The sequence below is a fragment of the Brevibacterium sp. HMSC22B09 genome, assembly GCF_001806795.1.
Taxonomy (GTDB): Bacteria; Actinomycetota; Actinomycetes; order Actinomycetales; family Brevibacteriaceae; genus Brevibacterium; species Brevibacterium ravenspurgense.
The window spans coordinates 56,789-83,619 of the sequence record NZ_KV786010.1 but is presented as its reverse complement, the minus strand read 5'-3'; the positions used below and the strand labels follow the sequence as shown (position 1 = coordinate 83,619).

Here is a 26,831-nt window from a genome sequence, read left to right as displayed (position 1 = left end):
GCGTCACGCACTCTGAAACCGGAAGAGCCCGTTTAAGCGATGGGATATAGGGGGCGCAGCTTGGCAAGATTAAGCAATCATAGCCCTCTACACAGCCCAGTGTGCCGTGAACATCCGGAGGTGAAGAGCTCATGATTCTGCAAAGAAGAATTGTGTGGACGTTTGTGTCTGCGCTGGCAACGGGCGCGTTTCTGGCGAACATGGCCTTACCCGCGCAAGCAGAAGGTGTGCAGGTCCGAGATGCTGAGTATACTCTCGACGCATTGTCGAGTCGCGATCTTGTCATCGGTGGTATTGATTCCGTAAAGAGTTTGACACGTAACGGCACGCCAAACTTCGACATCGAGGATGGGGTGCAAATAGGCACATTTAAAGGCGATAGAACTGTGATCGTCGACGCTTCTCTCGTGGCGCATGGAGCACTCGCGGTAGTCGACACAGAGCAAGTTGATCTTTCTTGGGAGGGCGTCGACGCCACACGAAGGTATGCCGTGTTTCGCGACAACGAACTGCTTACAGAAACGTCTGAACGGTCTTTCCGAGACTCGAACACTTCGCCAGGCGCAATTTATCACTATCGTGTGGAGACCGTTGTCCCTGAGGGGACGGCTCTTCCTACCTCGGAAGATGCGACGATTCATGGATTCGACGTCATCGTTCCTGACTCCCCGGACCTAATGGCAGAGGCAGCGGAATACAACACCAAAATTAAAGCAATGGCCGCGCGTAAGGGATCGACGGTGCGATATCGGACGTTCATTCCGCAGGCAAAGCTCAGCGCACCACTGGTAGGTTGTGGTAGCTACCGCAGTCTGAGCGGGCACAAGTTCGGTGGGGATAACCGGGGTTACAATGCCAGTTATGGGACTTCTCGCACGAGTATGACGGCGAATGTACGGTGGGGCGGCCGGGGACTCGTTAGCAGTTCCAATAAAGTAGGCGCAACGAAAGTATACAATTCGAAGGGCAAGCTTGTAGCTACGAAGACGGCATCTGCCAAGGACATGTCAATTAAGCAGCTCGGAAAGACAAAGTCAGCCGTCGATCTTCGTTTCAGGCTAAAAGCAGGAAACCCATTTTGCAAGCACAACTCGATTCAGGGCGCGTTTACGATCACGATCACTAAAAATGGCTCCTACAGGATAATTTCTGGCAGCCATCGTCAAATGCCGAATCACGAGGTGTATGTATCCTCAACCACCGGAAAGTGGAAAACTGTCTACAAGCGAAAGTACGCAAGTGCTGCGTGCCTGGTTCGTTGGGCCTGCCCAGAGGCTCAGATGGTGGGTTATGGAAGCTATTGATCGACCACACAGCTCTGGGCTTGTGCTGCGACGCCATTTCATCATGGTCAGTGCTCTCGCGGGCGGATTCACAATACAGACACTTTACAGCTTTGGGTTCGCCGCGTATCTGAACATCCCAGAGGGTCACCGATGGCCGCCTGTCGTTGCCGCCGGTCTCATGACCCTGGTCCTCGCGGTCGGCGCCTGGGGACGCGAAAGAGAAATGGCTCGCATCGCCAAAACTGCCACCATTGCGGCCATTGTGTTCATTCTCTCGAACGCCCTGCTCGCACAGATCGATGCCTTAATTCAGGCCCAGATTCACATGAGCGTGAGCCATGCAGTGAGCGATGTGCTCATGAGGATTTTCTACTTCTTCATTCTCACGGGCGAAGCATGGTCATCGTTCTTCATCTCGATGGTTGTAGCAGCCCTCGTCACTGAGTAGATCAGCACACAAGTATCAGTTATCGGTGCGCGGCATCCAAATCCAGCCTTCGCGCAGTGCGGTCTGTCTGTGCTCTTCGGGCGGCCCATAAGCTTTGCCCGTCACCACCGTGTGTGCTGACACAGCGGCGAGAACAGCATCGAGTGCGTTGTCATCTGCCACGCAGAGATCCGCGTGCTCGTCACTCATGACGAGGCGGAGGTACCTCAGAATCTCTTCTCTCACCTGGGCGCCCGCCGCGCCTTTGTATCCACGGTGCTTAAGCCCGTGTTGGAAGAGGAAACCTGCCGGATAGACCTCGCAGATCCGCCCTGATCCATCGCGCGCCGTGTCGATCCCCAATAGCTTCAGCTGCGCTTCAATGCCGCTCCACCGCAGTGCCGGATATGCGATCCTGTCAGTTGACACACTCAGCGGGCGCAGACCGAAATCCTCTTTGAGGACTCTGTCAGTCAGCCGCAGAACCGCCTCTGTCCGCCAGTCAGCACACTGCTGCGGCCCACCAGCGTGGTGAGCACTGACCAGGTCAACGAACCTGTCCGGCCAGCCGAGCGGCACATCGACCCCGGTCTTCACCGACCGCCGGATGGCTTCGATGATGGCGCTGTCGTGGGCACCGACCTCGAGCTGCTCAACTCGAAGCGCTGAGGAGTCAGCAGACACAACCGCAAGACCTGTCTGGGCAGTCTGTGAAGCAAGGTCGACCCCAGCAATAAACACTGTCATTGCTTCTGCGCCATGTACGTCAAACACATGTACGGAAGATCAAACGGCTCACTCACCGGATGTTCTTCGGTCAAATAGCCGCGCAGGTTGCCCTCGACACGCGCGCGGACCGTGTCATTTGAGCGCAGCCAGTACGTACGCGTTGCTGTCAGCGCAACCGTGTCGTCAATCGTCATCGGCACACTGAACTCATCAATGCGCGCTTCGACCGTACCGAAACCTGCTCCAAGTTCGGGCCGCCACTGCGGGCGATAGACATCACCGGCGTGCATGATGCGTGACAGTCGTAGAACCCAGTCAACCCGCACATCGAGCTGGTTGAGAACTATGGCCGCCACTCCCCCGGGTTTGAGGACCCTCGCGAACTCCGCTGAGGCCGCCTCGGCATCAAACCAGTGCCACGCTTGAGCAGACACTACGAGGTCGAACGATGCATCAGAAAAGGGCAGCTGTTCTGCCCGAGCGGTTGTCGACGGCAGAGGGTTGATCTCCAAGAGCGCCGAGTCCGGATCGGCTGCGTGAACGTCAAAGCCACGCTCAGCAAGCGCCCGACCGTATTTCCCGGTACCGGAACCAACGTCGAGCACCCGAAGTCCCGCAGGATCAGCGGGCACCTCTCCCCCGTCCTCGGCGGCAGCAGCCAGCGCGCGGTCAGAGACAGCGCGAACGGCCGTATCGGGATAGCCGGGTCGAATGCGCTCGTACTCGTATGCCGAAGCACCGAACAGAGTGCCGCGTCCTTTAGCATCGCGGCGAATCTTCGGGCTTGCCATCAGACCTCGGTCAGAATGAATTCCGCCCCGGCGTCCTCGACGGCTTCCCGGATCGCCTGCACCATGCCGTCCGAAATGGGAATGCCGTTGACGGAGCGGTCCTCCACCGAGCGGTGCTCAGGATCACCGGCAACCTGCACGGGTTCGTCCGGGTCAACGGGCTCCATACCGCGCAGGGTGTCCCGCAGAACGCGTGCGTACTCTTCGGCGTCGGCACCTTCACCGAACGCGCGCGGATCAATCGCCAAGAAGAAGTAGCCAATCGACTGGCGTCCGGCGACATCACCCGGCTGGTCGGAACCGGACAGGGCAGCCGAGAGCAGCTGCACCATCGTGGCAAGCGCGTAGCCCTTGTGCCCACCGGCACTGTTGCCGCCAACCGGAAGAAGCCCGATGTCGGAGCTTTCGGGGTTCAGAAGCGCGTTGTAGACCTGCATGCCGTCCGTGACAACCTCACCATTGCCGTCAGTTGCCCATTCGCCGGCGAGAGGCTCATCCGCGTAGGCGTAGACCTTGACCTTGTTGCCGGGCACAACGGTGGTGGCCATGTCAACAAAAATGGGCTCTTCGTCCTTCACCGGGTGCGCAAAGGCAATCGGATTCGTTCCCATGAGCGCATGCTTGGCCCCGGTCGGCTTCTGCATGGCCGAACGCGTCGAACACGTGGCAATGCCCACCATGCCCCTGCGAGCAGCCCGCAGAACATACTGTCCGGCAGCCCCGAAGTGATTCGCATTGCGCACCGACCCGATGCCCACTCCGAACTTCTCGGCTGCTTCGATTGCTGCGTCCATCGCGCGCACGCTCACCGGATGACCGAAGCCATGGTCGGCGTCAAAAACCGAAACCGCACCGAACTGGTGAACCAGGCGCTGTTCGGCCTTTTCATTCAGGGTGCCGTCGGAGATCTCCTGCCAGTACAGGGGAAGCATCGAAATGCCGTGGGAGTCGACTCCCGACAGGTCGGTGGCAAACATGATCTCTGTGCACACCTGCGCCTGGTCTTCTGCCAGTCCAAAGGCTTTCAGCCCAGTGAAGATCTGCTCTTTGACGGATTGCGGGGTGTAACGACGCATAGGAGGCCTTCCTCGGCTGGGGTTGATTCAAGCGGCACACGTGCGGTGTGTGTCGGTTCGCTGTGGCCCAGCCTATCCGGTGTCTGCGGCGTACCAATGGGAGCCTAAAATGAACCGAGAGTGTATATTTCCTGGGTTTTCTTCTTAAGAACCAGAAAGGCCATGATGGACGTTTCCCTTGAGCAGGCACAGGCTGACTACCGCGCGTTCGCCGCTCGCGGCCTCAATCTCGACATCACACGAGGCAAGCCGGCACCCGAACAGCTTGACCTGTCGGCTGATCTGCTGACGAACGTCACGGGTGACGACTTCACCTCGCCTTCGGGAATCGACACGCGCAACTACGGCGGCCTTGACGGACTGAAGGAACTCCGCGAAATCTTCGGTGCGCTCTACAAGGTGCCCACCGAGCAGATCCTCGCTCAGGGTTCGTCATCTTTGACGCTTGAGTACATGACCCTGGACTTCGCCAAGCGCTACGGAACCCCCACCGGCGGCCCGTGGACGAACGCCAAAATCCTCTGCCCCGTCCCCGGCTACGACCGTCACTTCCAGCTGGCAGAAGCCCTCGGCTATGAGCTCATCACCATCCGCACGGACGATGAAGGACCCGTCATGGACGACGTCCGCCGCTATGTGTCCGACCCGGACGTTCGCGCCATGTGGCTCGTACCCATGTACTCCAACCCGACCGGCACATCGATCAGCGAAGCCCATGCCCGCGAACTCGCTGAAATCAATGCGGCAGCAGACGACTTCACCCTTCTGTGGGACAACGCCTACGGCCTGCACCACCTGTCGGATGACAACCAGGCACCCATGGTCGACATTCTGGCCCTGTGCGCCGAAGCAGGCCACCCCGACCGCCCCTGGATCTACGCCTCGACATCGAAGATGACCTTCGCCGGCGCGGGTGTGGCGTTCTTCGCCAGCTCCCCCGCCGTCATCGAGTGGTACCGCGCGCACATGGGGGCCGCCATGATCGGCCCGGACAAGATCAACCAGCTGCGCCACCTGCGGTTCTTCCGCGATGCCGACGGCGTTCGCGAACACATGCGCCGCCACGCCGAGATCATCCGCCCGAAGTTCGAAGCCGTGCTCACCGCGCTTGAAAACGGTCTGAGTTCCGACATCGCGTCATGGACGCAGCCGAACGGCGGCTACTTCATCACCCTGCGCGTCCCCAACGGCACCGCCTCAAAGGTTGTGAAGTACGCGGCCGAAGCCGGTGTAGCTCTCACCCCAGCAGGCTCCACCCACCCGCACGGGCTTGACCCCAACGACGCCTACATCCGGATCGCACCCACCATGCCGAGCCTCGAAGACGTCACCGCCGCAGCCGAAGGCCTGGTCGCCTGCGTGCGCCTGGCCGCAGCCGAACTCGGCTGAACCCTCCCCCAAGAAAGAACGAGGCGGAGCTCACTTTGGTGAGCTCCGCCTCGTTCGTTCTGTTCCTCAGTCAGCGGTAGTCGTAGAATCCGCGGCCGGTCTTCCGACCGAGCAGTCCCCCGTCGACCATTCGCGACAGCAGGACCGGCGGCTTGTCGGCGGCAGCACCGGTTTCTTCATAGATCGACTGGCCGACGAACAGGCATGTGTCCAGTCCGATGAGGTCAGCAAGCGTGAGCGGACCCATGGGGTGAGCGGCACCGTTCATCATGCCGTTGTCGATATCTTCCTTCGTCGCGTGACCGGCTTCGTACATGCGGATGGCGGCGAAGAGGTACGGGATGAGCAGAGCGTTGACGATGAAGCCGGGGCGGTCGTCCGAGCGGATGGGCTTCTTACCCAGAACGTCAATCGAGAACTTCTCAATCGTGTTGGCAACCTCCGGATCAGTCAGCACGGAGCTGATGATCTCGACAAGCGGCTGCACCGGTGCGGGGTTGAAGAAGTGCAGACCGAGAACCCGCTCCGGACGTGAGGTCACCTGCGCGAAGCGGATGATCGGCATGGACGAGGTGTTGGACGCAAGAATCGCGTTCTTGTCGGTGACGATGCCGTCGAGTTCAGAGAAGATCGACTTCTTGATCTCTTCGTTTTCACTGGCAGCTTCGATGACCAGCTGACGGTCGGCCATGGCCTGCAGATCAGTTGTGAAGGTCAGGCGGCCGAGAGCCGCGTCGGCGTCTTCCTGGCTGAGCTTGCCGCGCTCAACGCCCTTGGCGAAGGACTTTTCGATCCGGCCGCGGCCGGCTGCGACAGCTTCGTCGCTGATGTCCCGGACGACGACGTCCAGACCCGAACGAGCGAGGACCTCGGCAATGCCCGAGCCCATGAGGCCGGAGCCGATGACACCTGCTTTCGTGATTTCCATTATTCTCCTTTCGAAGACGAAAGGCGGCGACCCCTTACGGGCCGCCGCCGATTTCAGCTGCCGAACCAAGCGGAATTGCGAATCTGCTTCATCGCCTCTTTCCGCCGTGGCCCGGGCAGTGTCTGAACGTACACAACGCCGTTCAGGTGGTCTGTTTCGTGCTGGAGCATCTGCGCGAACACCCCATCACCGCGCAGTTCGACCGGGTTGCCGTCAGCGTCGAAGCCCTTCACGGCCGCATATTCCCAGCGCGGGGTGGGAAACTGCAGACCCGGGATCGACAGGCAGCCTTCGCCGATGTCGCGCTCCTCGCCCGACGTTTCGATGATCTCGGGGTTGAAGATCGCACCGGTGCGGCCGTCGACGTCATAGCCGAAGGCTCGAAGGGCAACCCCAATCTGGGGCGCTGCCACGGCGGCACGGCCGTCGGGCAGCGACGAGTCGATGAGGTCTTGCGCCAGCGCCCGAGTTGCCGGCCCGAATTCGGTGACGGGCCGGCACTCAGTGCGCAAGACGGGGTCTCCGAAGAGCCTGATGGCTCGTTCAGCCATCGATGACCACCACGAGGTCGCCACCTTCAAGCTGCGCGACAGGTTCGATGGCCACACGCGACACGGTGCCGTCGATCGTCGCCGTGATGGAGGCTTCCATCTTCATCGCTTCGATCGTGGCGACCGTCTGGCCTGCCTTGACCTTGTCGCCTTCGGCAACCTGGAGGGTGACGACACCCGCGAACGGGCTGGCCACGTGACCCGGGTTGGATTCGTCGGCGCGTTCTGCAACCGCGATGTCAACGTCAACCGAACGGTCGCGGATCGACAGCGGGCGCAGCTGGCCATTGAGCGTTGCCATGACGTTGCGCATACCCCGTTCATCCGGCGAGGAGATCGCCTGGATGCCGACGAGCAGAGCCTTGCCCTTTTCGATGACGACGGAGTGTTCGTGACCTTCACGCACGCCGTACAGGAATTCGTTCGTCTCCAGCACCGACAGGTCGCCGTACTGGTCGATCATGCGGCCGTATTCCTTGGTCGGCTGCGGGAACAGCAGACGGTTGAGCGTGTCCTGGCGGGTCTTGCCGGGCTCGCGCAGGAGCTCAGCTTCGTGCGCCTCAAGGTGCTCAGCAGGCTTGACGTGCTTGCGGCCTTCCAGCGCCTTGGTGCGGAACGGCTCGGGCCAGCCTGCCGGCGGGTCGCCGAGGTCACCGCTGAGGAACCCGATGACGGAGTCCGGGATGTCGAAGCTCTGGGGGTTCTCCGCGAATTCCTTGGGGTCGGCGTTGACTGCGACGAGGTGCAGTGCGAGGTCGCCGACAACCTTCGAGGAGGGAGTCACCTTTACCAGGTGGCCCAGGATCTTGTCGGCTGCTTCGTACATGAGCTCGACTTCTTCGAAGCGCTCGCCCAGGCCGAGTGCAACTGCCTGCTGACGCAGGTTCGACAGCTGGCCGCCGGGGATTTCGTGGCGGTAGACGCGACCCGTCGGTCCCGGCAGACCGGATTCGAACGGCTTGTAGACGTTGCGCACGGCCTCCCAGTACGGTTCGAGGTCCTGCACGTTGGCCAGGTTGAGGCCGGTGTCGCGCTCGGTGTGCTCGAGGGCTGCCACGAGTGCCGACATGGGCGGCTGGCTCGTGGTGCCGGCCATCGATGCGGAGGCTGCGTCAACAGCGTCCACGCCGGCTTCCGATGCGGCCAGGAGGGTGGCCAGCTGACCGCCGGCGGTGTCGTGGGTGTGCAGGTGCAGCGGCAGGTCGAACTCGCTGCGCAGCGCGGTGACCAGCTTGGTGGCTGCGGCGGGGCGCAGCAGGCCTGCCATGTCCTTGATTGCGAGGACGTGGGCGCCGGCTTCGACGATCTGCTCTGCAAGGCTCAGGTAGTAGTCGAGGGTGTAGACCTCTTCCTTCGGGTTGAGAAGATCCGAGGTGTAGCACAGCGCGACTTCGGCCACTGCCTTGCCGGTGCCGCGGACAGCCTCAATTGCCGGGCGCATCTGTTCGACGTCATTGAGGGCGTCGAAGATGCGGAACACGTCGATGCCGGTGCGGGCGGCTTCGTCGACGAAGGCGTCGGTCACTTCGGTCGGGTAGGGCGTGTAGCCGACGGTGTTGCGGCCGCGCAGCAGCATCTGGAGGTTGGTGTTCGGCATGGCCGAGCGCAGCTTCTCCAGACGTTCCCACGGGTCTTCCGCGAGGAAGCGCAGCGCGACGTCGTAGGTGGCGCCGCCCCATGCTTCTACCGAGAGCAGTTCGGGCAGCATCCGGGCGATGTACGGTGCGACAGCTTCGAGGTCACGGGTGCGCACACGGGTCGCCAGAAGCGACTGGTGGGCGTCACGGAACGAGGTGTCAGTCACCTTGAGTTCCTTGGCATCACGCAGAGCCTTTGCCCAGCCCTCGGGGCCGAGTTCCAGGAGGCTGTTGCGCGATGACGCGGGTGTTTCTTCGGAAAGTTCCAGCTGCGGGAGCTTTTCAGAGGGCTTGAGGTCAACCGGTGACGGGCCGTAGGGCTGGTTGACGGTCACGTCGGCGAGGTATTCGAGGACCTTCGAACCGCGGTCAGCGCCCACGCGTGCTTCCAGCAGGTGGGGACGCTCTTCAATGAAGTTGGTCGACAGGTCACCGCGAATGAACGCGGGGTCGTCGAGAACAGCCCGGAGGAAGCCGATGTTCGATGCGACACCGCGGATGCGGAATTCGGCAAGTGCGCGACGCTGGCGGTTGACCGCAACGTCGTACGTGGCACCTCGTGCGGTGCACTTGACGAGCATCGAGTCGAAGTGGGCCGAAACCTCGGCACCCGCGTAGACGGTGCCGCCGTCCAGCCGGACACCCGCACCGCCGGCCGAACGGTACGCGGTGATCGTTCCTGTGTCCGGGCGGAAGGAGTTTGCGGGGTCTTCCGTAGTGATGCGGCACTGCACGGCCGCACCCTTGTAGCTGATCTTGTCCTGAGTCAGGCCGAGTTCTTCCAGGCTTGTGCCCGCGGCAATGCGCATCTGCGCCTGCACGAGGTCGACATCGGTGATCTCTTCCGTGATCGTGTGCTCAACCTGGATGCGCGGGTTCATTTCGATGAAGGCGAACTTGCCTGCGCGCGGGCCGGCGGTTTCCAGCAGGAACTCGACGGTTCCGGCGTTCTGGTAGCCGATCGAACGGGCGAACTGCAGCGCAGCGTCGTGCATTGCGCTTGCGATTTCCGGGTCGAGGTTCGGCGCGGGGGCGATTTCGACGACCTTCTGGTGGCGACGCTGGATAGAGCAGTCGCGTTCGAACAGGTGAACGGCGTTCGAGTCGTTGTCAGCCAGAACCTGGACTTCGATGTGGCGGGGCCGCTGAACGGCCTGCTCAATGTAGACGGTCGGGTTGCCGAACGCACCTTCGCCTTCGCGCATGGCGATCTTCGCGGCCTCAACCAGTTCGGTGCGGTTGTCAACACGTCGCATACCGCGACCGCCGCCACCGGCGACTGCCTTGACGAACAGCGGGAACTCCATGTCCTCAGCGGCTTCGAGCAGTTCGTCGAGGTCAGTCGATGCCGGGGTTGCATCGAGCGTGGGAACTCCCGCTTCGCGTGCTGCGGCGATGGCTTCAACCTTGTTGCCGGCCATCTGGAGCACATCGGCACGCGGGCCGATGAAGGTGATTCCCTCGCGGTCGCATGCACGAGCAAGTTCCGGGTTCTCCGACAGGAACCCGTAACCGGGGTAAACGGCGTCTGCTCCGGATTCCTTGGCCACGCGAATGATCTCGTCGACGTTGAGGTACGCCCGAACCGGGTGCCCTTCGTCTCCGATCATGTACGCTTCGTCAGCCTTGAGGCGGTGCTCCGAGTTGCGGTCTTCGTAGGGGAAGACGGCGACTGTGGACGCGCCGAGTTCGTAGGCTGCGCGGAATGCGCGCACCGCGATTTCACCGCGGTTGGCTACCAGGACTTTCTTGAACATCAGGCAAGCTCTATTCCGGTTGTGCCCCTTAAGGGGCGGCCTCCAGTTTGTGTCTGAACCACTGTACCGAATGCGGTAGTGATCTCCGTCATGCGGCTTGCACAAGCCCATGTCCGTGCCACCCTCTACGCTTGTGCCCATGCGGATCCTTCACACTTCGGACTGGCACATCGGACGGACGTTCCACGGCATGAACACCGTTCCGCACTTCCTTGAGTACGCCGACTTCCTCATTGAGACCATCAAAAGCAGCTCAATTGATGTGCTGCTTGTCTCCGGCGATGTCTTCGACCGTGCCGTTCCGCCGCTGGACGCACTGGAGGCCTACGAAGCCACGATGGCTCGGGTCCTCGACACCGGTGCAGTCGCAGTGTTGACCAGCGGCAATCACGACTCCCACCAAAGGCTGGGGGTCGGCCGCCGACTCATGGAATCCTCCGGGCTGTACATTCGCACGTCCCTTTCCGACATTGAACGACCCGTTCTGCTCGGCGACGACGATGACCGGGCTGCCGTATACGGAATCCCATATCTGGAGCCCGCCCTCGTCAGCGGCGTCTTCGGCACCTCGCGCACACACAGCGCAGTTCTCAATGCAGCAATGGAGCGCATACTCGCCCACCGTGCGCAGCACTGCCCGGACCACACGGCGATCGTCATGGCACACGGATTCATCGCCGGTGCCGAACCCAGCGATTCCGAAAGATCAATTGAGATCGGCGGTGTGGGCAGGGCGGAAGCGGACCTCTTCACGTGGGCCGACTATGCCGCCCTCGGCCACCTGCACCGCCCACAAACCGTCGTACCGAACGTACGGTATTCGGGTTCACCCCTCCCCTATTCCTTTTCCGAGGCCGGCACAGACAAGCTCATGTGGCTGTACGACACCCGGTCTGGAGCGATCGATTCTGTGACGATCCCCCAGATCCTTCCGGTCGCTTCTCTTACCGGCAGCGTCGAGGAGCTGCTGGTGAGAGCACCCGATTACCAGGACCACGCGGTCGAGGTGCGGCTGACCAACACCACGGTCCCGCAGGGCGCTCTGGACTCACTCCGGAAAACATTTCCGCAGCTGCTCAGCGTCCAGTGGATCAACCTCGTGCAGACCACGGCGCCACGGAGCAGGCGAACACAAACCGTCGACGACGCAGAAGTCTTTGCACAGTTCTGCAAAGCAACAGTCGGGCGCTCACCCTCGGAATCAGAACGAGAACTGTTCACCAACGCGATGCAATGGGCTCAGGAGCGGACTCGATGAAATTCCACACGCTTTCCGTTGAAGGCTTCGGCGCCTTCAGCCAACGCCAGACGGTCAACTTCGACGCCCTCGCCGATGACGGCCTGTTCCTCATTTCCGGCCCCACTGGGTCGGGCAAGACCACCATCCTCGACACTGTCACGTTTGCCCTGTTCGGCCGTGTTCCCGGTGTGCGCAATGATGCAGGCGAACTGCGCTCCACCTACGCCGGTCCCGATACTCCGACAACAGTCGTGCTCGATTTCACAGCGGATGGACGCAGGTGGAAAGTTGAACGCAGCCCAAGCTACGACCGACCGAAGCTGCGCGGTGAAGGCACGACGAAAGAAAAGCCGCGGGCGTTTCTGTTTGAACAGCGCGGTCAGAATTGGAAGCCCGTGGCTTCCGGCAGCCGCCAGGTGGGCGAAGCCCTCGCACCGGTCATAGGCCTCACAGCAGAGCAATTCACCAAAATCGTGCTGCTCCCCCAGGGAGAATTCACGGCCTTCCTCAGAGCTGACACAGCTGAGCGAGAACCCCTGCTGCGCAAGCTGTTCGGAACAGAGCGCTTCAGCTTCGTCGAAGACTGGTTCCAACAGCGGTCACAAGACGCAAGGCAGAAACTCGACGACATCATGCGGCACCGCTGCGATGTCATGAAGACCGCAGCTGAACAGTGTCTCGACCCCCTGGCAGCGCCAGACGACCAACGGCCGGGATTCGTTGACGTCGTCGCTTTTCTGGCTGCTGCGAAAACAGCTGCAGTCGAGCACGCAGAAACAGCGACCATCGCTGCCAGAACCGCTGATGAATGCCTTGAGCTTCACAACAACCGTGCCCAAGAACTGAAAAGCGCCGCCGTAAAATCCGAGGCTCTCGAAGAGCACCGGCGGTTGGAAGCTGAGCATGAGAACCAGCGGGAGGCTGTCGAGGCCGCCCGCTGCGAATTCGAACGCAAGAAAGCGGCGGATCGCATCATGCCGAGCCTGCGCGAACAGAGAAAAGCTCACCGAGCGCTTTTAGATGCTCGAGGTCAATACGAGTGCGCCCAAAAAGAGCTCAAAGCACTGATAGGTCAGGTTGAGGATCTCGCACAGTGCGAATCCGTCACAAACACCGCTTACTCCGCAGCAGGCAGCCTGGCCCGCAGTCTGCGCAGGCGGGAAGCGCTCGAAGCTGAGAGCAGACGATGCCGCGAAGCGCTCGAGGCCGCGCACGAAGAGCTGAAGAAAGCCCAAGCGGCCCACACCGAAGCCGCCCAAGCCGACACGGCGGCGCAGAACGAACTCGCGGAAGCACCCGATCTCGCCAAGCTCGAAGCCGAACACCAAGACATCGCGACGCACGCCGACAGTGCGCTCAATGCCCACAGGCGACACGCTGAAATGCAGGACCTCGTCCAGAGTGCACAGGCGGTGCTGCGCGAGCGTGAAGACACCGTACGTGATGCGACAGAGCACTTTCGGAAAGTCCGGGGCCTGCGCCTGAGCGCAATAGCGTCTGAACTTGCCCGGGACCTGCGTCAAGGACACGCATGCCCAGTGTGCGGATCGGAAGAACACCCGAGTCCGGCCCGGGCGGCGGGCGCAGAGAACTCACGGGATGCAGAAGAACGGGCCGAAAGAGCAGCTGATCGGGCGCGAACGGCACTCGACGAGGCACGCACTGCCGTTTCATCGGCCCAAGCGCAGCTGGCTGCCGCGGAAGAGGCCGTGCAGAATGCGAAGTTCACCGACCCCGACGAAGCTCGGGGGGCTTTGGACAAAGCCGCCGCTGAACTGCAACGCGGACGCGAAGTTCAGCAGAAACTCAAGGGGGCAGCAGAAGGCGCGGCTCTGCGCTTGGCATCTGCTCACGAACGGCTGACAACCGCCCAGCAGCAGACCGATGCGGCCAGGGAGCGCTTTACGGATGCTGACTCGCAGATGGATGCCATGTCACAGACGCATGATTCCGTGTTCGCTCCCGACATCCGCGCCGCAGGGGTCGAGGTCCCGGACACTGCCGAGGCTGCATCCGCCGTTGCCGAGGCCCTCAGCAGACGAATGTCGCTCATCCGCAAGCTGCAGACTGCCGAAGACCACGTGCAGCGCGCCGAGCGCGAGTTCACCCAGCGTGCGGCTGACTACGCCGCCCTGCTCGAAGCATCCGCATTTGCGGATGACCACCAGCTTGAGAAGGCGGCGGCTTCCGACGCCGAGCAGCTCGAAAACGTGCTGACGGCGAATGAATACCGGAAAACCAAACTGCATGAAAACCGAAACAGCGACTGGTTCGCGGAAGCTCAGACGCTGCCCAGCGCACAGGAATGTCATGATCGCGCCGCGGAGGCAGCCGCTGCCGCTGACACCTGGGCTCAGCAGTCACAGCGGCTGCACCAGCGCCTAGCTGTCGTCGCCGACCGTCTGAATTCCCTGGAAAGACTCCTCGAGCGCTTCACAGCCGAATCCGATCATGAGCGCCGCGCAATTGATCGGCTGAAAGAAGAAGTCCAATTGTCGGACCTTGTACGCGGCACAGCGCAGCATTCGAAGCTGCCTTTGAGCTCGTTCGCACTTCTAGGACTGTTCGAAGCGGTCACACGCAGCGCCTCAGACCGACTCAGCGCCATGACCAGCGGGCGATACCGTCTGTCAGTAAACCCTCTTGGGCAGAGAAAGGAACGCAAAGCGGGACTCAGCCTCGTCATCCACGATGCGTTTTCCGAAAGCGAACGAGACCCCCGTTCCCTGTCGGGTGGCGAGTCATTCATGGCCGCACTGGCTTTGGCACTCGGCCTGGCTGACACAGTGGCTGAAACGGCAGGGGGCCTTCGTCTGGACACCCTCTTCATTGACGAGGGCTTCGGCAGCCTCGACCCCGACTCACTAGACGCGGTGCTCACCGTGCTCGACGAACTGCGCACGGGAGGTCGCTGCCTCGGGGTTATCTCCCACGTCGAATCCATGCAGCGGGCAATACCGGCAAAGATCGTCGTCGACCCGGGTCCTGCCGGTTCCAGCATCCACACCTCCGGGCTGAAAGATTCCCCGGGCGCCTCCAGCATGTAAGCAGCAGAATCGGATAACGTGGAACTGTGCTTGTCCTCAGTATTTCCAGTCTCAAAGGCGGCGTCGGCAAGACGTCGGTAACTCTCGGCCTGGCTTCTGCCGCGCAGAGCCGCGGAATCCCGACCCTCGTGGTCGACATGGACCCCCAGGCTGACGCATCGACGGGTCTCGACGTCCCGATTTCCACGCCGCTGGACATCGCGGATGTCCTTGCCGCACCGAAATCAAAGCTCGCACGCGAAGCGATGGTGCCCAGCGGATGGACCGACAAGGGGTCCAGCCGGCTCGACGTCATCCCCGGCTCACCGCGTGCCGCCGAATTCGATCGCCCCAGTCTGTCAGAGCGCTATCTCAAGAGGCTGCGCGATGCACTTGACAGGGTGTCCGACGTTTACAGACTGGTCATCATCGACTGCCCACCATCACTCAACGGCCTTACGCGCACGGCCTGGACAGCCAGCAACCGGGTTCTCGTCGTCACTGAACCCGGCCTGTTCTCTGTCGCTGCGGCTGATCGTGCACTGCGCGCCTCAGATGAACTGCGCAAGCGCACAGCCAAAGACCTGCAGCCTCTGGGCATTGCGCTTAACCGCGTGCGTCCGTCGTCGCGCGAACACAGCTTCCGCATCAACGAACTCAAGGACATGTTCGGGCCGCTGGTCATTAACCCGCCGCTTCCCGAACGCACTGTTCTGCAGCAGGCACAGGGTTCTGCCCGACCGATTCACCAGTGGCCTGGGCGTCCCGCCAGCGAACTTGCTCGCGCTTTTGACAAGATTCTCGATCGTGCGCTGCGCAGCGAAAACATTCGGGGACGACGCCCCGCTGAAGAACCCCCGGCTGTGCCAGACGCACCGACTTCGAACACAGCCGCCCAGACACCACAAAGTGCTGGTGCCGGTTCTCATGCCCAGCCTGCAGACCCGAAGCTCGACAAGCCCAAGGGGACGAACACTGCACCGTCCGCCCCTGCTGCATCGCAGACGCAGAACGTAGGCACCGCGCCCGTCGGAAATTCCACCAAACCGGAAGCCCCGCAGTCCGACAAGCCGGCGCCTGCAGGCACCTCCGCCAAGCGGGAAAACCAGCCGGCCGACAAGGCCGCACCCACAGCAAAGCCCGGTACAGCAGAAAAACGCGGTCCTGCGACGAAAACTGGCCCAAGCCAGAAACCCGCCGCCGAAAAGCCTGCTGAAACCGCCAAGGCGAAAGGCCAGGCTGAACAGACCCAGCCGGCGGAACAGACAGCGCAGACAGATAAGTCCGAACCCGCGAAACTGACCGGCCCGCGCCCCGACGGCACATACCCCAGCCGTCGTGAACTTCGCCAGAGGCGCGCAGACTGACGCACACCCAGACACAGCACAACAGAGGCGGCCAGGATATGTTCTCCTGGCCGCCTCTGTGTATCAGGCCTTCAGTCCCCCAGGGCGCAAATCAGCTTGACTTGCGCGCCCTCCGAAGTGCGAGTTCGTCAATCGGCAGCTGTGCCTGTTCGGGCCTTTCGCTGGGAAGTTCAGACAGTGTTCCTTCGACTTCGCGCCATACCTGGCCGACGGCGATGCCGAACACGCCCTGACCGCCCTGGACGAGGTCAACGACTTCATCAGCGGACGTGCACTCAAACACCGACGCGCCGTCGCTCATAAGGGTGATGCGCGAGAGATCATCGATTCCGTGTTCGCGCAGGTGCCCCACGGCGGTGCGAATCTGGTTAAGGGCGACCCCGGTATCAAGAAGGCGCTTGATGACCTTGAGCACCAGAATGTCGCGGAAAGAATACAGGCGCTGCGAACCCGATCCGGTTGCAGTGCGAATAGAGGGAACGACGAGGTCCGTGCGTGCCCAGTAGTCGAGCTGACGGTACGTGATGTCAACGACACGGCACACCGTGGGACCGCGGTAGCCCGCGTCTTCGTCGAGCTCCGGAAGATCGTCGTCAAAAAGCAGCCCTTGGGCTGCGCGCGGAATCGGCTTGACCGATTCTTCTGTTGAGTGGCTCACGCCATCTCCTCCTTAGACCCCTGGGGGAAGTAAGGGCACGTTGTCGAAGTCCTCTGAGTTTACCGCATAGGACAGACACGAGCCCGGGGCTGTCTTCAAGAAAAACCTATGTGCTGGGCGGAGTCGTTTCAAACATTTAGAAGATAACGTTTCTGCGTGTCGTCGTTATCCTAGGAATCGAAACTGTGCTCAGCTTTCCCGTTCGGGCTGCTTCTCAGCAAGCAGCCTGGTTTTCACCGTGGAAGCGTACTTGTCTTCGTACTGCTGACCTGACAGGCGCAGAATCTCGTACATCACCTCATCGGTGATCGAACGCAGCAGGAACCTGTCGTGCTCAAGATCCTGATAGCGGCTGAAGTCCATCGGCTCACCGAACACCACGCCCACACGACGCAGCTTGGGGATGACGCTGCCTGTTTTGAGCACCTTGTCCGTGCCGATGACAGCAACCGGAATGACAGGCACACCAGCCTCGAGAACCAGACGAGCAACGCCGGTACGACCGCGGTAGAGCTTCCCGTCGGGACTGCGTGTGCCCTCCGGGTAGATGCCCAGGAGAGCCCCGCTCTTGAGCACTTTCAGACCGGCCTGCAGCGACGCCTCGGAAGCGGATCCTCCGCCGCGGTCCATCGGGAGCTGATTCGTGGCCTTGAAGAACCACTTGGTGAAGAAGCCGGTGATTCCGCGCCCCATGAAGTAGTCCTTCTTAGCCAGGTAGACCACGGGACGCGGTGCAACGAGCGGCGTGAAGATTGAATCGACAAACGAAAGGTGATTTCCGGCGATGATCGCCCCGCCCTCGGTCGGTATGTTCTCGAGGCCGCGAACCCAGGGACGAAAAAGAGCCTTGAGAAGCGGACCGACGAAGATCCGCTTAAGCAGCCAGTAGAACACTCAGAGCCTTTCGGGACGCACCGCGCTTGTTTGCGCTTCCGAGTATAGGACCTTTGCGACCCTCTGCTGTGGCATCCTGGAAACATGACCGCCCAGCACGCAGCAGACTTGACGCAGCCCCTCCGCCTGAACGGCTCAGGTGACGTCGGGATTCTCGCCGTTCACGGCTTCACCGGCTCCCCCGCCGCGATGAGACCACTTGCGCAAGCACTGCACGCCAGCACCGGCGCGCCGACCTCTGTTCCGCTGCTGCCCGGACACGGCACGAATCTGAAGGACATGGCTGCCAGCACGTGGCAGCAGTGGAGTGAAGCAGTCGACCAGGCCGCTGACGAACTGCGCACCGAGTGCGATGAAATCGTCATCATCGGATTGTCAATGGGCGGGGCCCTCAGTCTGCACACTGCGGCCAAACGCTCAGACATTGCACACGTCGGTCTCATCAATCCAGCCGTCTATGTCGACAGCCCCTTCGCGCCTTTCGCCGGTGCTTTGTCCATATTCATCAAACGGGTGTCGGGGATTGAGAACGCAATCAACAAGCCCGGACAGGACGAACAGGCGTACCCGCAGGTGCCTCTGCGCAGCGTCGGTGAACTGTACCGAGGTGTCCGGGTTGTGCGCTCCGAACTGTGGCGGGTGCACGCACCGATCACCTATTTCCTATCCGGGACCGACGATGTGGTGGAACCGCGTTCGTGGAACTGTGTGCGCCAAGGTGTGCGCGGACCGATGAGAACCGTTCCGCTGCCCATGAGCAATCACGTTGCAACCCTCGACTATGACGCAGACAAGCTCGAAGAAGAGTTGACCGCCGTCGTCCGTCAGCTGCAGGAGGAACCCCGTGGCGCGTGACGAAGACGGACCCGAGTGGGATCGGCTGAACCAGGATGAGAAGGTCACCGATGAACAATGGGACTCGATCATGTCCGGCTACAGCGATTTCGACGCGGTCAATTCCGAGGTGTCTGCTTCAGAAACTGCCGACTACCTCGCAGAGCAGGATGGCTGGACGGCTCCCCCAGCGCCGAAGATCGGCATTCGCAGTGCACGACCAGGACTTGTCGTATCCGCAGCCGCATTTCTTATCGGCATCATCGGGCTGGTTCTGACTGCCTTGTTCTTTCGCTCGGCACCGGGACTTGTGACCGCGTTCTTCATCGTGTGTGCTGCAGGGGGTGCGGTTGCATTGATACTGTTCCTCCCCCCGTCCCGCACCGACCGCTATGACGACGGCGCGCAGGTGTGAATCTCCGTGTCAGTGCCAGGTGAGACGATTCCGGGATGAAGGAATTTCCCGGTTTCGATCTCCCGGAACCCGCACGTTCCGGCCAGCTGAGCATCGCCGACATCGGCACTGATCTAAGCGACGTCACGTTCACGGTGCTCGATTTCGAAACCACCGGAGCAGACCGCGGCGGCGGCAACGTCACAGAGATCGGCGCCGTCCGCGTTCGCGGCGGAAGAATCGACGGAGAATTCCAGACACTCGTCAATCCAGCCGGCCAGGCCATATCGCCGTTTGTGCAGCGACTGACCGGCATCAGCAATTCCATGGTGGTCACAGCACCGGAAATGAGGGCGGTGCTGCCGTCGTTTTTGGAATTCGCACGAGGCACGGTCTTAGTTGCCCACAATGCGCCGTTCGACATCGGCATTCTCAGGCGAGCCTGCGAAGAACACGACTACCCGTGGCCTGGCTTTCCCGTAGTCGACACCCTCACACTCGCCAGGCGGCTGCTTCCCAAAACGGAAGTGCGCAATCACAAGCTCGGCACACTCGCACAGCACTTCGGCACAGCGACTGACCCCGAACACAGGGCACTCGCAGATGCTCGAGCAACGACGGAGCTCCTCCACCACCTCTTCGACCGTCTGGGCGGCTACGGTGTCACAACGCTCGAAGAACTGCTGTCGATCAAGCCCAAAGGGCTTGGCCGCAGGCGCACGAAACTGCACTTGGCAGAAAATGTTCCCTCAGCTCCCGGCGTCTACATGTTCCTCGACGGGGCGCGCCGTGTTCTCTACATCGGAAAATCACGCGACATGCGCTCGCGTGTCCGCTCGTACTTCACTGCCGGAGAAACTCGAGGGCGCATGACGGAAATGGTGACAGCCGCACAGGAAGTCACCACAATCCCCTGCGCAACAGAAATCGAGGCCGCGGTGCGCGAAGTGCGGCTCATCGGCGAACTCGCCCCTCCCTACAACCGGCGATCGAAGAGACCAGAACGCCAAACGTGGCTGAAGTTCACCGACGAGGCGTTTCCCCGGCTGTCAGCAGTACGCTCCCGACCACCCCGAAATCTACTGGTCGCCGGCCCTTTTTCGTCGCACAAGAGCGCACTCCAGGCCAAGCAGGTGTTGGAGCAGCTGTATCCCCTGAAAACCTGCACTCAGAACCCCCGGTCCGAAAAGTTCAGGCCGTGCGCAGCCAGCCAGGTCGACGCGTGCGGCGGCCCATGCTCTGGTGTAACGGACGAACAGGCGTACCAGGACGCCATAAGCGGGCTTGAGCAGTTCGCAGCGGGTAACACGTCCGATTTCAGCCAACAGCTGCATGGAAGGCTGCGGCAGCTGTCCCAGAATCAGCGCTTTGAAACTGCCGGGGAAACACTGGATGCGGCAGTGCACATGCTGCGCGTCCAAGCACGGGCAGAAGCAGCAGACCTGCTTAAGGACACCGAGCAGATAACCGCTGCGCGCCCGCAACCTGACGGAAGCTGGGAACTGGCGCTCATCCGCTGGGGACGGCTGGCCGCATCAGAAACTGCTGCAAAAACCTCTGGCGTGCTCAGCGCGGCACAGGCGATCGAAGCGACAGCCGCCCACGTTGAACCTGATCAGCACACGCTGCTGGAAGAGCACACGCTTCTGTCAGGGTGGCTGTACGCAGAGGGAACCGTACTCATCAGCTCGACGGCACCTCTGCTTTTGCCGCGAACAGGTTTCAGCTATGCCTCAGCGCAGCTGGGCTCAAGCGGACGCGGCGGCTGACTCTTCAACCAGCTGGTCGAGCTTCGCGGCGGCCTTTCCGGCATCAAGCGTTTCCTGAGCACGCTGGAACTGAGCCGACAAGCGGTCGGCAAGCGGCGCCTCGGCGTCATCAGAAGCGGCCACGAGCGCCGCCGCGGCATTGAGCAGCACAGCGTCTCGCACAGGCCCGGTCTCCCCGTCCAGGGTGCGGCGGATAACGGAGGCGTTGTATGCGGGATCGCCGCCGCGCAGGTCGTCTTTTGTCACACGTGCAATGCCCAGCGACGTCGCATCGAACACCGAGTGCTCAATCTGTCCGCCGCGCACTTCCCACACGTCATTGACTGCAGTGTTGGACAGTTCGTCAAGACCGTCCTGCGAACGGAAGACCAAAGCGGAATCGCCGCGTTCAGCAAGCACACCCGCAATAAGCGGCGCCATAGCAGGATCCGACACGCCGATGGCGGTCGAACGCGTGCCGGCCGGATTGGCGAGCGGGCCGAGGATGTTGAACGCACTGGGCACTGCAATCTGCTTGCGCACAGGGGCGATGAAGCGCATAGACGGGTGGTAGACGTTCGCAAACAAGAACGCCATGCCGACTTTCTCGGCAACCGCTGCAGTCTGCTCCGGGGTCAGGTCCAGGGCCAGCCCAAGGTGTTCAAAAACATCAGCCGACCCCGAGGCCGAGGAGGTGGCGCGGTTTCCGTGCTTCGCCACCGGCACCCCGGATCCGGCGATGACGAACGAAGCGGTCGATGAGATGTTCACCGTCTTGGCCCTGTCGCCGCCGGTGCCGACGATGTCGACATAGCCGTCGAGACCTTCGATGGAAACGGCGTGCTCCATCATCGCCGACACAAGACCCGTGATCTCTTCGACGGTTTCGCCCTTGCCGTGGTGGGCTACCAGAAACGCGGCCATCGTGACGTCGGGGACGTCACCAGACATGATCTGGTCCATGGCCCACGCCGCGGTGCCTCGGTCCATGTGCCGGTGGTCCATGAGTCCCACAATGAGGTCCGACCAGTTACGCACGTCCTTCATGACGCTGCTTTCGTTCGCGGTGAAGGGAACGGTCATAACTGTGCCTTTCTGCTGGGCAATCTGTACGGCGGGGCAAACGCGGTCAGTCTATCGGCGTGAAAGGTACGGCATGTTCCCGGCCCGGCACGCACGCAATCACATAATGAGCAGCCAAGAATTCTGATCTCCCGATGTTACGACTCTCATACCTCATAAAACGGGCACTTGGTCGTGGCTGCTGTACGAAACGGAAGAAACTATCGCCAAACACAAGCAGAACCAGACGATAGTGATACACAACACAGTAGTGCGACACGCAGGCGAGGCAGGGCGCGACATCGAGTAAATCTTCACAAACCGCGCCAACTCGCCGAAAGGTGGGTATTGAAATCTCAATTAATGAGTGAATCCTGAGTGAAAGATGAAATTCACCTGCGGACTGGGTAATAATCGTGGTGTGTCAACTGCAGCTTCATCTCAAACAGCGCCGGTTCATCCCGTGATCAGCAGGCCGAACACGACAACCATCGGGTTCGTCGTGTGGCTTGCGAGCGAGCTGATGTTCTTCGCCGCGCTCTTCGCCATGTACTTCACGATCCGCTCCGTGGTTCCCGACATGTGGGCAGCGGAAACGCCCAAGCTCGAAGTGCCCTTCGCGCTCGTGAACACTTCGATCCTGGTCCTGTCTTCCGTGACCTGCCAGATCGGCGTTCACCACGCTGAGCACTTCAAGCCTCGCCGCCCGGAGGGCAAGGGTCTGTTCGCCATCGGCCAGTGGGGCATGATCGAGTGGTACTTCCTCTCGTTCATCCTCGGCTCGATCTTCGTCGGCGGTCAGGTCATGGAGTACGCAACGCTCGTCTCCGAAGGCGTAGCAATCAACTCGAACGCCTACGGTTCCGTCTTCTACATGACGACCGGATTCCACGGTCTGCACGTCATCGGCGGACTCATCGCGTTCCTGTTCGTCATCGGACGCGCCTACGGGGCTAAGCGCTTCGGCCACCGCGAATCGACGTTTGCAGTTTGTGTTTCCTACTACTGGCACTTCGTCGACATCGTTTGGGTTGCGCTGTTCGCAATCATCTACCTGCTCCAGTAAGCGGACGACCCGCACACCCGCAGCGAAAATTTAGTAAAGGACAAGACTCGTGAAGTTTCTTGCAGAACGCCGCCGGCACCCCATGGCGCTCGTTGTTCTCCTGCTGGTCGGACTGCTGTTCACCGGCGGGGCATACGCGCTGTTCACCGGCGGAAGCGATGCCAACGCAGACGAATACTCCGCTGACCAGATCGACGCCGGTCAGAAGCTGTTCGTCACGAACTGCGCAACCTGCCACGGCATGAACGCCGAAGGCACTGAAAACGGACCCAGCCTCATCGGCGTGGGCGCATCAGCGGTCGACTTCCAGGTTGGCACAGGCCGCATGCCGCTCCAGATGCACGGCCCCCAGGCTCCCGTGAAAGCCCCGCAGTTCGACCAGGACGAAATCGACGACATGGCTGCATATGTCGCCTCGCTTGGTCCTGGCCCGGCAATTCCCGATGCTGAATACCTCGACGCCTCCAAGGGCGACGCTGCAGCAGGCGGCGGCCTGTTCCGCACCAACTGCGCCATGTGCCACAACGTGGTCGGCGCCGGTGGTGCTCTGACCCGAGGCAAGTACGCTCCGAACCTCAGCGAAGTTTCCGAGCGCCACCTCTACGAGGCAATGCAGACCGGCCCGCAGAACATGCCGATCTTCAACGACGCAAACCTCACCCCCGAAGACAAGCGCGACATCATCGCCTACATCGAAGACACCAAGAAGCCCTCCCCGGGAGGCTTCAAGCTCGGAGCCCTCGGCCCGGTTGCTGAAGGTCTCTTCATCTGGTTCTTCGGACTGTCCGCAGTCATCGGCATCACCGTGTGGCTCACCGCCCGGTCGAAGTAAGCCAAGCCCTTATCCGTTTCGAGTACTAGACGAGGATGCACATGACCTCGAGTCACAACACTGGCACCACCGGCCAGCTTGAGCCGGTGAACGGGTTTGAGAACCCCGGCCTGCCGCAGCACAACCCCAGGATCACCGACGCTGAACCACTGGCCGAAAAGGCGGCAGAGCGTCAGGTAGCCCTGTGGTTCCTGCTGTCGATGATCGGAACCATCTGGTTCATCGTCTCCTTCTTCCTGTTCGGACCCAAGGGAGAGGAACCCACCCACGCAGGCCTGCGCCTCCAGACCCTCATGCTGGGTCTCGGCTCGGCTGCTGCGCTGTTCGGCCTCGGCATCGGCATTGTCCACTGGGCACGCACGCTTCTGCCCGACGCCGAAGTCGTTGAAGATCGCCACTCGATTGCCGGTTCTGAAGAAGACCAGGCTATTGCTCTGGAAATCCTCAACCAGGCAAAGGAAGAGTCGGGTATTGCCCGCCGTCCGCTTCTGCGCAACATGCTCATCGCGGCCGTTGCAATCGCTCCCCTGCCTGCCGTCCTCGTGCTGCGCGACCTCGGTCCGCTGCCGGGCGACAAACTCTTCACCACCCTGTGGAAGAAGGGCGTCCGTCTGGTGCTCGACCCGGGCGGTGTTCCCGGTGAAGGCGAAGAGCGCGCGATCAAGCTCGCTGACGTCACGATCGGCTCGGCTTACCACGTGGTGCCCGAAGGCATGCACAAGTCGGAAGAGCCGCTGAACGAAAAGGCCAAGGCTGCTGTTCTGCTTATGCGCATCAGCCCGGACGAACTCAACACTGAGCCCGGCAAGGAAGACTGGGGCGTTGACGGAGTTGTCGCTTACTCCAAGATCTGCACCCACGTTGGATGCCCTGTCGCTCTGTACGAACACCAGACGCACCACCTGCTGTGCCCGTGCCACCAGTCAACCTTCGACGTGACTCAGCACTGCAAGGTCATCTTCGGCCCTGCTAAGCGTCCGCTTCCGCAGCTGCCGATCGAAGTCGACAGCGAAGGCTACCTGGTCGCCCAGAGCGACTTCCACGAGCCCGTTGGTCCGACCTTCTGGGAGATCAACACGAGGGAGACTGACGCCTGATGAGCAACACACTCACTGACAACAAAGCAATGATTGCCGGTGGCCGCTGGGTTGAATCCCGCACCGGCGCTTCCAAGGCCGTCAAGGAGTTCGGCCGGAAGATCTTCCCGAGCCACTGGTCGTTCATGCTCGGCGAGGTTGCACTCTACAGCTTCATCATTCTGGTTCTTACGGGAACCTTCCTGACGCTGTGGTTCCGCCCCACCATGGGTCACGTGATCTACGAAGGTCCGTTTGTCCCGCTCAAGGGTGTACAGATCTCCGAGGCATACGCATCGACCCTGTACATTTCGTTTGAGGTTCGCGGCGGTCTGTTCATCCGTCAGATGCACCACTGGGCAGCTCTGCTGTTCATGGCTGCTCTTTCGATCCACGCAATGCGTGTGTTCTTCACCGGCGCTTACCGCAAGCCCCGTGAGATCAACTGGATCATCGGTGTCGGACTCATCGCCATGGGCATGGCAGCCGGCTTCACCGGCTACTCGCTGCCGGACGACCTCCTGTCGGGTAACGGTCTGCGAATCATCGACGGTCTGCTGAAGTCGATTCCGCTGGTGGGAACGTACATTTCGTTCTTCCTGTTCGGCGGAGAGTTCCCTGGTGAAGACATCGTGTCCCGCCTGTACTCGATGCACATCATGGTCGTGCCAGCACTGCTCATCGCAATGATCGGCGCGCACCTGATGTTCGTTGTGATCCACAAGCACACCCAGTGGCCCGGAGCCGGACACACCAACCGCAACGTTGTCGGCGAACCCGTTCTGCCCACCTTCGCGGCTAAGGGCGGCGGCTTCTTCTTCATGATCTTCGGCCTTCTGGCTCTGATCTCCGGTGTGTTCACAATCAACGCCGTGTGGAACTACGGACCGTACGACCCCTCCCCTGTTTCGGCTGGTACCCAGCCTGACTGGTACATCGGCTGGCTCGACGGATTTTTGCGAATCTTGCCCGGTTGGATGGAGTTCTACGTCTTCGGCTACCCGATCTCCGTCAACATCAACACCGCGCTTCTTGCAACCGGAGTCCTGTTTGTCGGCATGATCGTCTGGCCGTTCTTCGAGCAGTGGCTGACAAAGGACACGCGCGAACACCACGTTCTCGAACGCCCGCGCAACAACCCCACGCGCACCGCGTTCGGTGTTGCTGCCGCCATCTGGTACATCAACCTGTGGGCAGCAGCTTCCGGTGACCTTGTTGCAGTGTTCTTCCACATGTCGCTGAACGACATGATCTACATCTTCCGAGCGCTGTTCTTCCTTGGACCGATCGTCGGCTACATCGTGACGAAGCGCATCTGCCTGGCCCTTCAGCGCAAGGACCGGGAGATCGCACTGCACGGTTTCGAGTCGGGTGAAATCATCCGTCTGCCCAACGGTGAGTTCCAGGAGCGCCACAAGCCACTGTCAGAAGACAAGCTGTGGAAACTGACCGCCTTCGAAGCTCCGGGCTACATCCCCGCGCAGCCCAACGAAGACGGAGTCATCACCAAGGCGGAGAAGCGCCGCGCACGTGTTGCACGATTCTTCTATGAAGACCGCGTTGCTCCTGTCACGAAGGCAGAGCTTGACGCTGCACACCACGACCACGAAGAGGTCGAAGCAGCTGACAGCAAAAAGCTGAACTGACAATAGGCAGCTGAAGCCCCGCAGCCATTGAGGCTGCGGGGCTTCTGCTTTGCCTGCCGGCCTTAGAATGCGCTCTCCGGGCCGGGGCGATCGGCGATAACACACTCCTGTCGCCGAGGTGTTGGCCGCACTATCGACTGTTGCGGGTCACTTGGATTCAAGTGTCGTTCTTACGACAGTTGTTATCGTCAAATCCAGGTCCCTACAGGTCCATCCAGCTGACTTGCTGCCATCTGCTAGAGACACCCGGCTAAGAGCTGATTGTGCTCAAGGTCAAGGCCCGGATCATTATTCACTCGATATCCCGGGTTTTTGTGTGGGGGCGGCTGATGTGTTGGGCTGTTGTTCCCTGCTTTTCGCCCCCAGTAGGTCCCGTATCCCCAAGCCGGAGCATGTGCAGATCGGGGCACAGATGAG

The 26,831-nt window shown here is 61.2% G+C and carries 22 protein-coding genes; 13 read left to right on the top strand and 9 right to left on the bottom strand.

Annotated elements, in window-relative coordinates:
• The first annotated feature begins 131 nt into the window (after nucleotides 1–131).
• Nucleotides 132–1,304: a hypothetical protein gene (locus tag HMPREF3087_RS05085; protein ID WP_070428315.1), complete on the top strand. Its 1,173-nt coding sequence runs from the start codon at nucleotides 132–134 to the stop codon at nucleotides 1,302–1,304.
• Entirely contained in the window at nucleotides 1,291–1,734 is a 444-nt protein-coding gene (locus tag HMPREF3087_RS05080; RefSeq protein WP_256173045.1) for a hypothetical protein, read from the top strand. Before HMPREF3087_RS05085 ends, HMPREF3087_RS05080 begins: the two co-directional genes overlap by 14 nt.
• Before the next feature lie 15 nt (nucleotides 1,735–1,749).
• On the opposite strand, the gene HMPREF3087_RS05075 is transcribed toward HMPREF3087_RS05080, so the two are convergent.
• The 3 genes from HMPREF3087_RS05075 to HMPREF3087_RS05065 are packed head-to-tail and all read right to left on the bottom strand — an operon-like array spanning nucleotide 1,750 to nucleotide 4,309.
• A complete protein-coding gene (locus tag HMPREF3087_RS05075; RefSeq protein WP_070428313.1) occupies nucleotides 1,750–2,460 on the bottom strand; it encodes a DUF429 domain-containing protein in 711 nt (236 codons plus the stop codon).
• Nucleotides 2,457–3,233: a class I SAM-dependent methyltransferase gene (locus HMPREF3087_RS05070; RefSeq protein WP_019174981.1), complete on the bottom strand. Its 777-nt coding sequence runs from the start codon at nucleotides 3,231–3,233 to the stop codon at nucleotides 2,457–2,459. The genes HMPREF3087_RS05075 and HMPREF3087_RS05070 overlap by 4 nt, the downstream gene beginning before the upstream one ends.
• Entirely contained in the window at nucleotides 3,233–4,309 is a 1,077-nt protein-coding gene (locus HMPREF3087_RS05065; protein WP_070428312.1) for an Ldh family oxidoreductase, read from the bottom strand. Before HMPREF3087_RS05065 ends, HMPREF3087_RS05070 begins: the two co-directional genes overlap by 1 nt.
• A gap of 165 nt (nucleotides 4,310–4,474) precedes the next feature.
• On the opposite strand from HMPREF3087_RS05065, the gene HMPREF3087_RS05060 reads away from it, so the two are divergent.
• Complete coding sequence (locus HMPREF3087_RS05060; protein WP_256173044.1) at nucleotides 4,475–5,698, top strand: aspartate aminotransferase type Ic; 1,224 nt, start codon at nucleotides 4,475–4,477, stop codon at nucleotides 5,696–5,698.
• 70 nt (nucleotides 5,699–5,768) lie between these two features.
• On the opposite strand, the gene HMPREF3087_RS05055 is transcribed toward HMPREF3087_RS05060, so the two are convergent.
• The 3 genes from HMPREF3087_RS05055 to HMPREF3087_RS05045 are packed head-to-tail and all read right to left on the bottom strand — an operon-like array spanning nucleotide 5,769 to nucleotide 10,571.
• Nucleotides 5,769–6,626: a 3-hydroxybutyryl-CoA dehydrogenase gene (locus HMPREF3087_RS05055; protein WP_062021458.1), complete on the bottom strand. Its 858-nt coding sequence runs from the start codon at nucleotides 6,624–6,626 to the stop codon at nucleotides 5,769–5,771.
• 53 nt (nucleotides 6,627–6,679) lie between these two features.
• Nucleotides 6,680–7,177 carry a peptide deformylase gene (locus tag HMPREF3087_RS05050; protein ID WP_070428310.1) on the bottom strand — a complete coding sequence of 166 codons (498 nt, stop codon included), beginning with the start codon at nucleotides 7,175–7,177 and terminating at the stop codon, nucleotides 6,680–6,682.
• Nucleotides 7,170–10,571, bottom strand: a complete 3,402-nt coding sequence (locus HMPREF3087_RS05045; protein WP_070428309.1) for a pyruvate carboxylase — start codon at nucleotides 10,569–10,571, stop codon at nucleotides 7,170–7,172. Before HMPREF3087_RS05045 ends, HMPREF3087_RS05050 begins: the two co-directional genes overlap by 8 nt.
• A gap of 139 nt (nucleotides 10,572–10,710) precedes the next feature.
• Between HMPREF3087_RS05045 and HMPREF3087_RS05040 the strand changes: the two genes are divergently transcribed.
• Genes HMPREF3087_RS05040 through HMPREF3087_RS10810 form a run of 3 tightly spaced genes read left to right on the top strand, consistent with a single transcriptional unit; the run spans nucleotide 10,711 to nucleotide 16,204 of the window.
• On the top strand, nucleotides 10,711–11,829 hold the full coding sequence (locus HMPREF3087_RS05040) for a metallophosphoesterase family protein (RefSeq protein ID WP_070428308.1): 1,119 nt from the start codon (nucleotides 10,711–10,713) through the stop codon (nucleotides 11,827–11,829).
• A complete protein-coding gene (locus tag HMPREF3087_RS05035) occupies nucleotides 11,826–14,858 on the top strand; it encodes an AAA family ATPase (protein ID WP_070428307.1) in 3,033 nt (1,010 codons plus the stop codon). Before HMPREF3087_RS05040 ends, HMPREF3087_RS05035 begins: the two co-directional genes overlap by 4 nt.
• Nucleotides 14,859–14,884: 26 nt before the next feature.
• Nucleotides 14,885–16,204 carry an AAA family ATPase gene (locus tag HMPREF3087_RS10810; protein WP_070428306.1) on the top strand — a complete coding sequence of 440 codons (1,320 nt, stop codon included), beginning with the start codon at nucleotides 14,885–14,887 and terminating at the stop codon, nucleotides 16,202–16,204.
• Between the two features lie 91 nt (nucleotides 16,205–16,295).
• Here HMPREF3087_RS10810 and HMPREF3087_RS05025 read toward each other — a convergent pair whose 3' ends face one another.
• Both HMPREF3087_RS05025 and HMPREF3087_RS05020 read right to left on the bottom strand, forming a co-directional pair.
• Nucleotides 16,296–16,862: a MerR family transcriptional regulator gene (locus HMPREF3087_RS05025; RefSeq protein WP_019174972.1), complete on the bottom strand. Its 567-nt coding sequence runs from the start codon at nucleotides 16,860–16,862 to the stop codon at nucleotides 16,296–16,298.
• Nucleotides 16,863–17,051: 189 nt separating this feature from the next.
• Nucleotides 17,052–17,756: a lysophospholipid acyltransferase family protein gene (locus HMPREF3087_RS05020; protein ID WP_070428305.1), complete on the bottom strand. Its 705-nt coding sequence runs from the start codon at nucleotides 17,754–17,756 to the stop codon at nucleotides 17,052–17,054.
• 84 nt (nucleotides 17,757–17,840) lie between these two features.
• On the opposite strand from HMPREF3087_RS05020, the gene HMPREF3087_RS05015 reads away from it, so the two are divergent.
• From HMPREF3087_RS05015 to HMPREF3087_RS05005, 3 genes are read left to right on the top strand one after another with little or no spacing between them, the layout of a single operon-like run.
• Nucleotides 17,841–18,611, top strand: a complete 771-nt coding sequence (locus HMPREF3087_RS05015; protein ID WP_070428304.1) for an alpha/beta hydrolase — start codon at nucleotides 17,841–17,843, stop codon at nucleotides 18,609–18,611.
• Entirely contained in the window at nucleotides 18,601–19,005 is a 405-nt protein-coding gene (locus HMPREF3087_RS05010; protein WP_070428303.1) for a hypothetical protein, read from the top strand. The genes HMPREF3087_RS05015 and HMPREF3087_RS05010 overlap by 11 nt, the downstream gene beginning before the upstream one ends.
• 35 nt (nucleotides 19,006–19,040) lie before the next feature.
• Nucleotides 19,041–20,753 carry a DEDD exonuclease domain-containing protein gene (locus HMPREF3087_RS05005; RefSeq protein ID WP_070428302.1) on the top strand — a complete coding sequence of 571 codons (1,713 nt, stop codon included), beginning with the start codon at nucleotides 19,041–19,043 and terminating at the stop codon, nucleotides 20,751–20,753.
• Here HMPREF3087_RS05005 and trpD read toward each other — a convergent pair.
• Complete coding sequence (trpD, locus tag HMPREF3087_RS05000) at nucleotides 20,733–21,815, bottom strand: anthranilate phosphoribosyltransferase (RefSeq protein WP_070428301.1); 1,083 nt, start codon at nucleotides 21,813–21,815, stop codon at nucleotides 20,733–20,735. The two genes, HMPREF3087_RS05005 and trpD, sit on opposite strands and share 21 nt — an antisense overlap.
• 400 nt (nucleotides 21,816–22,215) lie before the next feature.
• Between trpD and HMPREF3087_RS04995 the strand changes: the two genes are divergently transcribed.
• The 4 genes from HMPREF3087_RS04995 to HMPREF3087_RS04980 are packed head-to-tail and all read left to right on the top strand — an operon-like array spanning nucleotide 22,216 to nucleotide 26,414.
• Complete coding sequence (locus tag HMPREF3087_RS04995; RefSeq protein WP_256173043.1) at nucleotides 22,216–22,860, top strand: aa3-type cytochrome oxidase subunit III; 645 nt, start codon at nucleotides 22,216–22,218, stop codon at nucleotides 22,858–22,860.
• A 49-nt stretch (nucleotides 22,861–22,909) separates the two neighbouring features.
• A complete protein-coding gene (locus HMPREF3087_RS04990; RefSeq protein ID WP_019174965.1) occupies nucleotides 22,910–23,692 on the top strand; it encodes a cytochrome bc1 complex diheme cytochrome c subunit in 783 nt (260 codons plus the stop codon).
• Between the two features lie 41 nt (nucleotides 23,693–23,733).
• A complete protein-coding gene (locus HMPREF3087_RS04985; RefSeq protein ID WP_019174964.1) occupies nucleotides 23,734–24,789 on the top strand; it encodes a cytochrome bc1 complex Rieske iron-sulfur subunit in 1,056 nt (351 codons plus the stop codon).
• Nucleotides 24,789–26,414 carry a cytochrome bc1 complex cytochrome b subunit gene (locus tag HMPREF3087_RS04980; protein ID WP_070428300.1) on the top strand — a complete coding sequence of 542 codons (1,626 nt, stop codon included), beginning with the start codon at nucleotides 24,789–24,791 and terminating at the stop codon, nucleotides 26,412–26,414. Before HMPREF3087_RS04985 ends, HMPREF3087_RS04980 begins: the two co-directional genes overlap by 1 nt.
• Nucleotides 26,415–26,831 lie beyond the last annotated feature (417 nt).